The 12,361-nt window shown below is 65.1% G+C and carries 10 protein-coding genes and 2 tRNA genes; 8 read left to right on the top strand and 4 right to left on the bottom strand.

Annotated elements, in window-relative coordinates; all coding sequences use genetic code 11:
* The first annotated feature begins 91 nt into the window (after positions 1-91).
* The 8 genes from dnaN (at position 92) to F8O07_RS01570 (ending at position 8,553) form a co-directional block, all read left to right on the top strand.
* Complete coding sequence (gene dnaN, locus F8O07_RS01605) at positions 92-1,231, top strand: DNA polymerase III subunit beta (protein WP_158030426.1); 1,140 nt, start codon at positions 92-94, stop codon at positions 1,229-1,231.
* 9 nt (positions 1,232-1,240) lie between these two features.
* Positions 1,241-2,473 carry a DNA replication/repair protein RecF gene (recF, locus tag F8O07_RS01600; RefSeq protein ID WP_158030425.1) on the top strand — a complete coding sequence of 411 codons (1,233 nt, stop codon included), beginning with the start codon at positions 1,241-1,243 and terminating at the stop codon, positions 2,471-2,473.
* Positions 2,454-2,933 carry a DUF721 domain-containing protein gene (locus tag F8O07_RS01595; RefSeq protein WP_192496584.1) on the top strand — a complete coding sequence of 160 codons (480 nt, stop codon included), beginning with the start codon at positions 2,454-2,456 and terminating at the stop codon, positions 2,931-2,933. The genes recF and F8O07_RS01595 overlap by 20 nt, the downstream gene beginning before the upstream one ends.
* A 188-nt stretch (positions 2,934-3,121) precedes the next feature.
* On the top strand, positions 3,122-5,068 hold the full coding sequence (gene gyrB, locus F8O07_RS01590; protein ID WP_225733122.1) for a DNA topoisomerase (ATP-hydrolyzing) subunit B: 1,947 nt from the start codon (positions 3,122-3,124) through the stop codon (positions 5,066-5,068).
* An 81-nt stretch (positions 5,069-5,149) separates the two neighbouring features.
* Positions 5,150-7,816: a DNA gyrase subunit A gene (gyrA, locus tag F8O07_RS01585; protein WP_158030422.1), complete on the top strand. Its 2,667-nt coding sequence runs from the start codon at positions 5,150-5,152 to the stop codon at positions 7,814-7,816.
* A 20-nt stretch (positions 7,817-7,836) separates the two neighbouring features.
* The gene (locus tag F8O07_RS01580) at positions 7,837-8,238 is read left to right on the top strand and encodes a DUF3566 domain-containing protein (RefSeq protein ID WP_192496583.1); all 402 of its coding nucleotides are present in this window, start codon (positions 7,837-7,839) and stop codon (positions 8,236-8,238) included.
* Positions 8,239-8,323: 85 nt separating this feature from the next.
* Positions 8,324-8,400 (top strand) — tRNA-Ile (locus F8O07_RS01575).
* An 80-nt stretch (positions 8,401-8,480) separates the two neighbouring features.
* Positions 8,481-8,553: transfer RNA gene (locus F8O07_RS01570), tRNA-Ala, on the top strand.
* Between the two features lie 641 nt (positions 8,554-9,194).
* On the opposite strand, the gene F8O07_RS01565 is transcribed toward F8O07_RS01570, so the two are convergent.
* From F8O07_RS01565 to F8O07_RS01550, 4 genes are read right to left on the bottom strand one after another with little or no spacing between them, the layout of a single operon-like run.
* Positions 9,195-10,112: an ABC transporter substrate-binding protein gene (locus F8O07_RS01565; RefSeq protein WP_158030420.1), complete on the bottom strand. Its 918-nt coding sequence runs from the start codon at positions 10,110-10,112 to the stop codon at positions 9,195-9,197.
* A 28-nt stretch (positions 10,113-10,140) separates the two neighbouring features.
* Complete coding sequence (locus F8O07_RS01560; RefSeq protein ID WP_158030419.1) at positions 10,141-10,824, bottom strand: ABC transporter permease; 684 nt, start codon at positions 10,822-10,824, stop codon at positions 10,141-10,143.
* Positions 10,821-11,477, bottom strand: a complete 657-nt coding sequence (locus tag F8O07_RS01555) for an ABC transporter permease (RefSeq protein WP_158030418.1) — start codon at positions 11,475-11,477, stop codon at positions 10,821-10,823. The genes F8O07_RS01560 and F8O07_RS01555 overlap by 4 nt, the downstream gene beginning before the upstream one ends.
* The gene (locus F8O07_RS01550) at positions 11,474-12,286 is read right to left on the bottom strand and encodes an ABC transporter ATP-binding protein (RefSeq protein WP_158030417.1); all 813 of its coding nucleotides are present in this window, start codon (positions 12,284-12,286) and stop codon (positions 11,474-11,476) included. The genes F8O07_RS01555 and F8O07_RS01550 overlap by 4 nt, the downstream gene beginning before the upstream one ends.
* Positions 12,287-12,361: the final 75 nt, after the last annotated feature.

Genomic DNA, 12,361 nt, shown 5'->3' with positions numbered 1-12,361 from the left:
GGCCGAACCGTCGATCGTCTCAGTGACGAGACGTCGCGCGGGTGCAGCGGTATGCGCTGGCCAAGACAGCAGTTCCGACAGAGAGGCATCCGTGAAACTCCAGATCAATCGTGACCTGCTCGCAGAGGCCGTCTCTTTCGCGGTGAAACTGCTGCCTCAGCGCACAACCCTGCCGATCCTCGGTGGCATTCTTCTCGAAGCACAGGGCGGCGATTTGCATCTGGCCACCTTCGACTACGAGGTCTCATCGCAGACCGCTGTGGCAGCAGACATCGAGACAGAGGGCAGCGTCCTGGTCAGCGGGCGCCTGCTCGCCGACATCTCGTCGAAGCTTCCCGGCGACGAGGTCACCCTCTCGCTCGAAGACGGAAAACTGCTCGTCGTCAGCGGCGCAGCACGCTTCGAGCTCTACACCATGCCGCTCGAGGAGTACCCGAGCCTGCCGCAGATCGATCAGTGGGTCGGCACGGTCGACGCCGAGAAGTTCGCCGACGCGATCGCCCAGGTGGCCGTCGCCGCATCACGCGACGACGTCACCCCGGTCATCACCGGCGTGCAGATCGAGATCGACGAGAGCGAACTGACGTTCCTGGCCACCGACCGCTACCGCGTCGCCGTGCGCGGCATCGAGTGGAACAACGACGGACAGGCTGAGGGCAATGCTCTGGTTCCTGCGCGCACGCTGAACGAGGTCGCCAAGACCTTCGCGCATCAGGGCAGCGTCAAAGTCGCTCTGATCAAGAACGACGATCGCGAGATCATCGCATTCAGCGCGAACCGACGCACCGTCACGTCGCTGCTGATCAAAGGCAACTACCCTCCCGTTCGCCGACTGTTCCCCGACACCGTCGAGAACTACGCCGTGGTCAACACCGCCGAGCTGATCGAGGCCGTGCGCCGCGTCTCGCTGGTGCTCGATCGCGAGAGCCCGCTGCGCTTCACCTTCAACCTCGACGGCGTCACGCTCGATGCAGCAGGCAACGACCAGGCGCAGGCTCGAGAGCGTGTCGAGGCGTTTCTCACCGGTGACGAGGTCGTCATCTCGATGAAGCCGCAGTTTCTGATCGACGGGCTGAACTCCACTCGCTGCGAGTTCGCCAAGATGGCCTTCACCAAGACCGACAACCCGCACAAGCCCGGCCCCGTGCTGATCACGGGCCAGACCAGCAAAGACGGCGAGCAGCCGGGTGCGTTCAAGTACCTGCTGCAGCCGAACCTGCTGCTGCGCTAGCGAGCCGCTGTGTACGTGCAGTCGCTCCAGGTGCACGACTTTCGCAACTACACGCGCGCCGAGCTCACTCTGGGGCCGCAGATCTGGGTCTTCGCCGGCCGAAACGGCCAGGGCAAGACCAATCTCGTCGAGGCGGTGCGCTATCTTTCGGTGTTCGGCTCGCATCGCGTCTCGAGCAATGCGCCCATGGTGCGTGCCGGCCAGCGCCAGGCCGTGGTGCGTGCGACGGTGCTGCACGAAGGCCGTCAGCTGCAGATCGACGCGCAGCTGAATCTCGACGGCCCCAATCGCATCCGCATCAACCGTGCCCCCAAACGCGTCGGCGAGGCGCAGGGGCAGTTCTCGACGGTGCTCTTCGCGCCCGAAGATCTCGCCCTCGTCAAGGGCGGTCCCGAGGTGCGGCGTCGCGCTCTCGACGAGCTCTGCATCGGAACCCGAGCCCGTTTCGCCGAGACGCTCGGCGACTATGAGCGTGTGCTGCGACAGCGCAACACCCTGCTGAAATCGGCGCGGTCGGCACGCACCGCGGCTGCAGGGCTCAACACCCTCGACATCTGGGACGAGCAGCTCGTCGACCTCGGGGCCCAACTGCTCGTGCAGCGCGCCGACCTGGTCGCGCGCCTGGCCGAACCGCTCAACCGCCTCTACGACCTGATCGCCGACACCGACGCCAGAGCCACCGCGCAGCTGGTCACGAACACGGTGGCCGATCGCCCGGGCGACCTCGAGCATGTGCGTTCCGCGTTCGCCGACCGCCTGCGTGCCGCTCGCGACATCGACCTCGACCGCGGCGTCACCACGGTCGGGCCGCATCGCGACGACCTGCTGCTGTCGATCAACGACCTGCCCGCCCGTGAGTATGCGAGCCACGGCGAGAGCTGGTCGCTGGCTCTCGCACTGCGGCTCGCCGGAGCCGAGGCGCTGCGCCAGGCCTCTCCAGCAGGCGACCCTGTGCTCATTCTCGACGACGTGTTCGCCGAGCTCGACAGCGCTCGGCGCAGCCGTCTCATCGAGCTGGCGGCAGGCTACGAGCAGGTGCTGATCACCGCTGCGGTGCTTGACGACGTGCCGAGCTTCGGCGATCGTGAGACGAGAACGGTGCACGTCGCTCACGGCGAGCTGACCGGCGACGGGGTCGTCTACGGCAACGTCGAAGTCGGAGCGCAGGATGCCGCGGCCCCGAGTGCAGACGACGCGCGCCCGAGTGCAGAGCGAGGTGACGGTGGCCGAGATCCGCGATGAGGCATCCCTCGTCTATCTGCGCATGCGACGCGTCTTCGCCCGCCGCGGCGCCCGACCGGGCAGCCGGAATCTGCGCGGCGACGGGTCGGACGAGCCCTTCGCCGCCGGTCGCGACTTTCGCGGCATCGGGCAGGTGCTCGGTCGCCTCGCCCAGGATCGCGGCTGGGAGCCGACGCTCGAGAAGGCGCGGCTGGCGAGCGAATGGCACACGATCGTGGGCGAGGACGTCGCGCAGCGCACCAGCGCGAGGCTCAACGGAACCGTGGTCGAGGTGCGCTGCGAATCGACCTCGTGGGCGGCGAGCCTGCGGTTGATGAAGAGCCGGCTGATCGGCCGCATCGCCGAGCTGCTGCCCGAGGTCGAGGTCACCGACATGCGCTTCATCGGGCCGGATGCGCCCTCGTGGAAGCGCGGCATCCGCTCGGTGAACGGGCGCGGGCCGCGCGACACCTACGGGTGAATCGTGCCAGCGGCGTCTCAACGCGAACCCGTCTCTCTGGCGTGGGTGAGTACGCGGAGGCACGGTGAATCGCTCTGAGGGTGCGGTACGGCCCGTTGAGGCGGATTCTTGATAGAATGGGCGAGTTGGGCTGTGACGATTCTGCGTCAGAGTCGGTCACACCACAGAACCAGGAGCACCACGTCGCGATGACTCAAGAGCCGCATTCCTACGATGCCAGTGACATCACCGTTCTCGAAGGCCTGGAGGCGGTTCGCAAACGCCCCGGAATGTACATCGGATCGACCGGCCCGCGCGGGCTGCACCATCTGGTGTACGAAGTCGTCGACAACGGCGTCGATGAGGCCCTCGCCGGGTTCGCCACGCACATCGAGGTGACGCTGCTGCCCGACAACGGCGTGCGCGTGGTCGACAACGGGCGCGGCATTCCGGTCGCCGAGCACCCCACCGAGCACAAGTCGACCGTCGAGGTCGTCATGACGGTGCTGCACGCAGGCGGCAAGTTCGGCGGCGGCGGCTATGCCGTCTCGGGCGGTCTGCACGGTGTCGGCATCTCGGTCGTCAACGCGCTGTCGCACCGGGTCGAGACCGCCGTCAGACGTGACGGATACGTGTGGCGCCAGTCGTTCCGCGACGGCGGACAGCCCGTCGCCCCGCTCGAGCGGGGCGAGGCCACCACAGAGACCGGCACGTCCCAGACGTTCTGGGCCGACTCCGAGATCTTCGAGACGGTGGTCTACGACTTCGAGACGCTGCGTCAGCGCTTTCAGCAGATGGCCTTTCTGAACAAGGGTCTGACCATCACCCTCACCGATCTGCGCGGCGAAGAGCCCGTCGAGGTCAAGTACCACTATGAGCGCGGCCTGGTCGACTACGTCGAGTTTCTGAACTCGACCAAGAAGGCCGAGGTCATCAACGAGCCCGTGATCGATTTCGAGGCCGAAGACGCCGAGAAGCGCCTGTCGCTCGAGGTGGCCATGCAGTGGACGACTGCCTACACCGAGAGCGTGCACACCTACGCCAACACGATCAACACCTACGAGGGCGGCACGCACGAAGAGGGCTTCCGCGCGGCGCTCACCACGCTGATCAACAAGTACGGGCGCGAGAAGGGCATTCTCAAAGAAAAAGACGAGAATCTCTCTGGCGACGATGTGCGAGAGGGCCTCACCGCCGTCGTCTCGATCAAGCTCGGCGAACCCCAGTTCGAAGGCCAGACCAAGACGAAGCTCGGCAACACCGAAGCCAAGGCGTTCGTGCAGAAGGTCACCGGCGAGCAGCTCGCCGACTGGTTCGACCGCAACCCCCAACAGGCCAAAGACATCGTGCGCAAAGGCATGCAGGCCTCGCAGGCGCGTCTCGCCGCTCGCAAGGCCCGTGAGGCCACCCGGCGCAAGAGTGTGCTCGAGTCGGGCGGCATGCCCGGCAAGCTCAAAGACTGCTCGTCGAAGAACGCCGAGATCTGCGAGATCTTTCTCGTCGAGGGCGACTCGGCCGGCGGCTCTGCCGTGCAGGGCCGAAACCCCGAGACGCAGGCGATTCTGCCGCTGCGAGGCAAGATTCTGAACGTCGAGAAGGCCCGGCTCGATCGCGCACTGCAGAACAACGAGATCCAGGCCATGATCACGGCGTTCGGCGCCGGCATCGGCGAGGAGTTCAACTACGACAAGCTGCGCTACCACAAGATCGTGCTGATGAGCGACGCCGACGTCGACGGCGCGCACATCGCGACACTGCTGCTCACATTCTTCTTCCGCTACATGCGGCCGCTGATCGAGCAGGGCCACGTCTTTCTCGCCCAGCCGCCGCTGTATCGACTCAAATGGAGCGACCGCGAGCACGAGTTCGCCTACTCCGACGAAGAGCGCGACGAGCTGCTCGCCGAGGGCAAGGGCGCGGGTCACCGTCTGCCCAAGGATTCCGGCATTCAGCGGTACAAGGGCCTCGGCGAGATGAACTACGAAGAGCTCTGGGAGACCACCATGAACCCTGAGTCGCGCACGCTGCTGCAGGTGCAGCTCGAAGACGCGGCCCAGGCCGACGAGGTGTTCTCGGTGCTGATGGGTGAAGACGTCGACTCCCGACGCACCTTCATCCAGACCAACGCGAAAGACGTGCGCTTCCTGGACATCTGATGGGCGTGACGCGTTCAGACGCGTGACCACAGCATCCGCATCGCACACTCGAATCGCACAGACGAAAGAGACAAGCAGAACATGGCAGACGACACACAGGGCCCCGAGAACCCGGGCACCGACGACCAGAGCGCAGGCGCGACGCCGAACTCGGGCGTCTCGTTCGGCAGCGCGGGCAGCACTCACAACCACGGGCACATCTCGCAGGTCGACCTCAACGTCGAGATGCAGAAGTCATACCTCGACTATGCGATGAGCGTCATCGTCGGCCGCGCGCTGCCCGACGTGCGCGACGGTCTGAAGCCGGTGCACCGCCGTGTCATCTACGGCATGTTCGACGGCGGCTACCGACCCGACAAGGCCTTCTCGAAGTGCTCGCGTGTCGTCGGCGAGGTGATGGGCCAGTACCATCCGCACGGCGACTCGGCCATCTACGACACCCTCGTGCGTCTGGTGCAGCCGTGGAGCCTGCGCTACCCGCTCGCACTCGGCCAGGGCAACTTTGGCTCGCCGGGCAACGACCCCGCCGCCGCACCGCGATACACCGAGACGAAGATGGCCCCGCTGGCGCTTGAGCTGGTGCGCGACATCGACGAAGACACCGTCGACTTTCAGGACAACTACGACGGCAAGACGCAGGAGCCGGTCGTGCTGCCCAGTCGGTTCCCGAACCTGCTGGTCAACGGCTCGGTGGGCATCGCGGTGGGCATGGCGACGAACATTCCGCCGCACAACCTGCGCGAGGTCGCCGACGGCGTGCAGTGGTCGCTCGAGCACCCAGATGCATCACGCGAGGAGCTCCAGGATGCCCTGATCCAGCGCATCAAGGGCCCTGACTTCCCCACCGGCGCGCTGGTGCTGGGCCGCAAGGGCATCGAGCAGGCCTACCGCACGGGTCGCGGCTCGATCACGATGCGCGCCGTGGTGAACATCGAAGAGATCCACAACCGCACCTGCCTGGTGATCACCGAGCTGCCCTACCAGGTGAACCCGGACAACCTGGCGATCAAGATCGCCGAACTCGTCAAAGACGGCCGCGTCTCGGGCATCGCCGACATTCGCGACGAGACCTCGGGCCGCACCGGTCAGCGTCTGGTCATCGTGCTCAAGCGCGATGCCGTGGCCAAGGTCGTGCTGAACAACCTGTACAAGCACACGCAGCTGCAGGACAACTTCGGCGCGAACATGATCGCCCTGGTCGACGGGGTGCCGCGCACCCTCTCGATCGACCAGTTCATCAGCCTGTGGATCACCCACCAGATCGAGGTCATCGTTCGGCGCACCCGGTTCCGTCTGCGCAAGGCCGAGGAGCGCGCCCACATCCTGGAGGGCTACCTGAAGGCCCTCGACGCCCTCGACGAGGTCATCGCGCTGATTCGGGCGTCGGCGACCGTCGAAGACGCCCGCGAGGGGTTGAAGAAGCTGCTGGGCATCGACGACCTGCAGGCTCGCGCGATTCTCAACATGCAGCTGCGTCAGCTCGCAGCCCTCGAACGGCAGAAGATCACCGACGAGTACAACGACCTGCAGGCGAAGATCGCCGAGTACAACGCGATTCTGGCCAGCGAGCTGCGTCAGCGCGAGATCGTCGGCGAAGAGCTCGGCGAGATCGTCGCGAAGTACGGCGACGATCGTCGCACTGCGATTCAGCTCGGCTTCGACGGCGACATGTCGATGGAAGATCTGATTCCCGAAGAAGAGGTCGTCGTCACGATGACCCGCGGCGGGTACATCAAGCGCACCCGGTCGGACAACTACCGGTCGCAGCACCGCGGCGGCAAGGGCATCAAGGGGGCGCAGCTGCGGGCCGACGACATCGTCGACCACCTGTTCGTCACCACGACCCATCACTGGCTGCTGTTCTTCACGGATGCCGGGCGCGTCTACCGCGCGAAGGCGTACGAGGTGCCTGAGGCCGGGCGCGACTCGAAGGGCCAGCACGTCGCCAACCTGCTCGCGCTCAACCCTGACGAGACGGTGACCCAGGTGCTCGACATCTCGGGCTACGACCAGGCGCAGTATCTGGTGCTCGCCACGCGCAACGGTCTGGTCAAGAAGACCCGTCTCGAGGCCTACGACTCACCGCGTTCGGCTGGTCTCATCGCCGTGAACCTGCGTGACGACGACCAGCTCGTCTCGGCACTGCTGGTGAACGACGATGACGAGATTCTGCTCGTCTCGCGCAAGGGCCTGAGCCTGCGCTTCGTCGCCGAGAACGAGACGCTGCGCCCGATGGGTCGTGACACCTCGGGGGTGAAGGGCATCACCTTCCGTGCGGGCGACTCGCTGCTGTCGGCGTCGGTGATTCCGGCTGATGCGGATGCTGCGGAGCAGTTCGTCTTCGTGGTCACCGAAGGCGGGTATGCGAAGCGTACGGCGGTCGACCAGTACCGCGTGCAGGGTCGTGGCGGCAAGGGCATCAAGGTGGCCAAGCTGAACGACGACCGCGGCGATCTCGCTGGGGCGCTCATCGTCTGCGAGAACGACGAAGTGCTCGTGGTGCTCGCGGGCGGCAAGGTGATCCGCTCGGCGGTCGCCGAGGTGCCGGCCAAGGGACGCGATACGATGGGTGTCGTCTTCGTGCGCGCCGATGGAAGAGATCCCGTGATCTCGGTCGCCCGCAACGAAGAGCACAGCCTCGACGAGGCTGAGGCCGTGGCTGATGCCGAAGCGGCTGCCGAGGCAGCTGCAGCGACCGAGCCGTCAACTGAAGACACTGATCAGCCCGCCGTGGCTGATCAGCAGTGAGAGGAACCCACAATATGAACATGACTCCCCCGTCGGTGGGTGGCTCTGGCTCGAAGGCCTCGCGTCGTCTGGTGCATCTGCGCCTCTCAGGCATCAACGCGTGGTCGGCGCTGAAGGTGTCGTTTCTGCTCAGCCTGGCACTGATGATCGTCGAGTTGGTCTGCGCACTCGTGCTCTGGCTCTTCGTGGCCCAGCTGGGCATGTTCCAGCCGATCAACGACCTGCTCTCGACCACGACCAGTGACGGTTCAGAGAACGTGGCACGCGTCTTCAGCTTCGGCCGCGTTCTGGGCCTGAGCCTGCTGGCCGGCGTCGTGACCGTGATCTTCGGCACACTCGGCGGTGGCCTGATGGCCGTGATCTACAACGCTGTGGCACGTATCGTGGGCGGCGTGAAGCTCACGTTCAGCAACGTCAAGTAGCGATTTCACGAGTCGGGATGCCCGAGAGCATCCCGACTTGTGTGCAGCGCCCGTTATGCGTTAAGCTTTTCTGGTGCTGTGCATTGGGCCTATAGCTCAGGTGGTTAGAGCGCTTCGCTGATAACGAAGAGGTCCCTGGTTCAAGTCCAGGTAGGCCCACCAATGCGCACTCTGGTGAATCTCGTCGTGGTTGCAGACTTGCCGTAGTCTCAGGCTCGTGCAGAATCATAAGGTGAGCACGCGGGGCCTTAGCTCAATTGGTAGAGCGCCTGCTTTGCAAGCAGGAGGTCGCGGGTTCGATTCCCGCAGGCTCCACAACAGTCGTCGAGAAAGCCCCGGTTCGCGAACCGGGGCTTTCTTCGTGGGCGCTGGTAATCGCAGATCCATCTCGATGACTTCGATTGCTGCTGGTTCGTGATGTGGCCATTCCCCGCGCCCTTCCTGTGCAGCGACTATCGTCGCGATACGCGGCCTATGCCACGGATTGTGACGTATGCGGCTGCCAGCGGCAGCGGTTGAGCCCACTTGTGCAGAAGCTTCTCTCTTGGTGTGCGGCTCTCTGTGGGGTCACACTGTCGATGGCTCGCAGTCGGCCTCCGTGGAGGCAAACTGGACTCATGTCTGCTTCGTGCGGTCGAGATGGGCCGACTTGTGCTACGGACGAGGCGAGTCTCCGCAGGTTCTTTCTGCGCGTGGACTCCTCGTCGCGTCAACGGGTTTCAGCGATTGATCGCACCGATGTGATGTCGAGGAGCGAGCGTGACGATCAGGCTGCTGGCCATGATGTCGTCGACCAGGCCCAGCGGATCGGTGCGGCGCCTCAATCGTTCGCTCCCCCGTCGGCCACGTTGCCCAAGCTGTGTCGCAGAGAGCCGACTCCTCGGCCGTGCAGGCGGCCCCTGAGTCTCCTGAGCATGACGGCGCCCGGGCAGGAGTCTTCGTTCGTCGCCGGGCGATCAGTTGAGATCCTGCTGTCCCAGCCAGTCGGATGCGATGGTGCTGGCCGGCAGACCTTCGTTGACGCTGCGTGCATTGAGCGCGATGAGGTCGTCGGTGGTCATCGCAGCGCTGACCTTGTTGATGATCGCAGCGGCTTTGTCATTAACGTTGTCGCTGGCCAGGGGCACCACATGCGAGGCGAGGAAGAGGCCTTTCGTGTCAGTCAGTGAGACCAGATCGTCGGCTGAGATCGCCGGGTCTGCGGTGTAGATGTTCGCGATCTGGACGTCTCCGTCTTTGAGCGCTTTGACGGTCAGGGGGCCGCCGGCGTCTTCGATCGGGGTGAAACCGATGGTGATGCCGTAGGTGTCGAGCAGTCCTTTCGGGCCATAGGGGCGTGTCTCGGCCTCAGAGTTGGCCCCGAGCGTCATCGGCACGGTGACGTTGGCGAGGTCATTGATCGTGCTCAGCTTCCACTGATCGGCGAACTGCCGGGTGACGGTATAGGAATCCTGATCGCTGGCATCCGACTGGTCGAGCACGCGCAGACCGTCGGGAGTCGCGTTCTGCAGTTCGCCGTAGACGTCGTCAGCCAGGCGTGCAGTGGTATCTGGCTTCCAGTACTGCAGCAGATTCCCCGTGTACTCAGGAAAGAGGTCGATCTTGCCCGACTCGATCTCAGGCAGGTACGCCTCTCGCTGCCCGATGCGGAACTGACGGTCGACGGTGAATCCCTCTCCTTCGAGCGCCTGGGCGTAGATTTCGGAGATGATCTCATTCGAGTAGTAATCCTGTGAGCCGATGACGATTGTCTTCGACGACGAGCCCTCGTCGCTGCCGGATGAGAGAGGATCGTTTCCGGCGCAGCCGGTCAACGCGAGGGATCCGGTGAGCGCGAGTGCGCCGAGTGTGATGACCTTGGACCGATGTGACATGTTCTGGGTTCCTTCTTCTTGATGGTGGTCAACGCTGTCGAGCAGACAGCTGTGCAGGGTCGGCACGATGAGCTGAGAGACGCTGCAGCGCGGCAAGGGAGAGCTCGAGCAGCAGGGCCAGCGCGATGACCAGCACAGCGCCCCCGAGCATCTGGGCGTAGTCGCGTGATTTGAGCCCAGTGAACAGATAGCGCCCCAACCCGGTGTCTGCGGTGTACGCAGCGAGAGTCGCCGTGGCCACGACCTGCAGAGTGGCCGCGCGCAGTCCGCCGACGATGACCGGCAGCGCCAGCGGCACCTCGACGAGGCGAATGACTTGGAGAGGGCTCATGCCGATGGCACGGGAAGCGCTTGGAACGGCCGGGTCGATCGCCTGCACGCCGGCGTATGCACCGGCCAGCAGCGAGGGCATCGCCAGTATGATGAGGGCGAGTGTCGGAGCCTGGACCCCGATGCCGAGTGCAAGACCGAACAGGGTGAGCAGTCCCAGTGTGGGAATCGCGCGAGCAGCACCGGTGATCGCACCGATGGTGGCCGCTCCGCGGTGGGTGTGTCCGATCAGCACCCCGGCTGGCAGGGCGACGATCCCTGCCGCGGCTACCGAGACACCGGTGATGGCCAGGTGCTCAAGGGTTCGCCTGGGAATGCCGCCGGCGCCGGCCCAATTCGAAGGATCGGTGAGCCATGCCACCGTATCGATCAGCAGACTCATGCCGACCTCCGACGTCGTCGCAGACTGCGCTGCCAAGGTGTCAGCGCCCGCCCGAGGACAGAGAGCAGGACATCGACCAGCAGGGCCAGCAGCACCGTAGCCACGACGCTGGTAACGACCTCAGCGGTGATGCCGCGCTGGAATCCGTCAGTGAGCAGAGTTCCGAGACTGGGCACGCCTATCAGAGCACCTATGGTGACCAGCGCGATCGTTGAGACGGCCACGACACGCACGCCGGAGATCAGCACGGGCACTGCGAGTGGCAGATCCACCTGCCAGAACACCGCACGAGGCGAGTGGCCGATCGCGATCGCGGCATCGCGGGTGTGGGGCTCGACGGTGGAGAAGGCGTCGGCAGCGGTGCGCACCAGCAAAGCTACTCCGTAAACGGTCAATGCGATGGTCATCGTCGCCGCAGACCGCAGAGGAATGCCGAGAATGACCGGGATGACGATCAGCAGGGGCAGTGCCGGAATCGCATAGAGCAGTGTCGCGGCACTCAGCAGTGGAGCGCCGATACGAGGTCGACGAAATGCGAGACGACCCAGCGGAACGGCGATGAGCACACTGAGTGCGATCGCCGGAAGGCTCAGCATGACATGACTGCGAAGCAGGTCGACGACCTGCGGCCAGTTGAGCGTCAGCCAGGTCACGGCGCCATCACTCCTACCGGGCGGCCGTGGCCGTCGAGCACGATCGAACGGCCCTCGACGATCTTCTCGTGCAGCGTGCGCTCGGCGCGATCGGCACCGATGAAGTCTGCGACGAAACCGTTGGCGGGGGCGGCGAGAATCTCTGCCGGGCTTCCCTGCTGCGCGATCACGCCGTGATCGTGCAGCACGACCACCTCGTCGCCGAGGCGGAATGCTTCGTCGACGTCGTGGGTGACGAACACGATGGTCTTGCCGAGATCGGCCTGCAGCCTCAGCAGCTCATCCTGCAGCTCTCGTCGAACGATCGGGTCGACTGCGCCGAACGGCTCGTCCATCAACAGGATGTTCGGATCAGGCGCCAGGGCGCGTGCCACGCCGACGCGTTGCTGCTGACCGCCGCTCAGCTCTGCGGGATATCGCTCTGAGAGGGCGGGATCGAGCCCGACGCGTTGCATCAGCTCGGTGGCGCGGATGCGGGCCTGTGCCCGCCTCGTGCCGTTGAGACGCAGCACCGTGGCGACGTTGTCGAGCACAGTGCGGTGCGGCAGCAGGCCGCCAGCCTGCAGCACATAGCCGATCGACCGGCGCAGGGCCACGGCGTCGCGCGCGCGTACATCCTCACCATCGATGAGCACTCGGCCGGACGAGGGCTCGACCATGCGGTTGACCATGCGCAGCAGCGTGGTCTTGCCTGACCCGGATGAGCCGACCAGCGCCACCGTGCGATGCGACGGTACGGTCAGTGTGAAGTTCCTGACCGCGACAGATCCGCCAGGGTACGTCTTCGTCACGGACGTGAACTCGATCATCCGGATTCCTTCCGCCGTTCCCTGGGCCTGCCGCTCGCTGAGCGCCGTGTTCACGCAGCTCGAACCGGCAGACGC

The organism is Pseudoclavibacter sp. CFCC 13796 (assembly GCF_008831185.1).
In the GTDB taxonomy this organism is placed as follows: domain Bacteria; phylum Actinomycetota; class Actinomycetes; order Actinomycetales; family Microbacteriaceae; genus Pseudoclavibacter_A.
The sequence above is the reverse complement of the archived record's forward strand: the minus strand, read 5'-3'. Positions and strand labels throughout refer to the sequence as shown.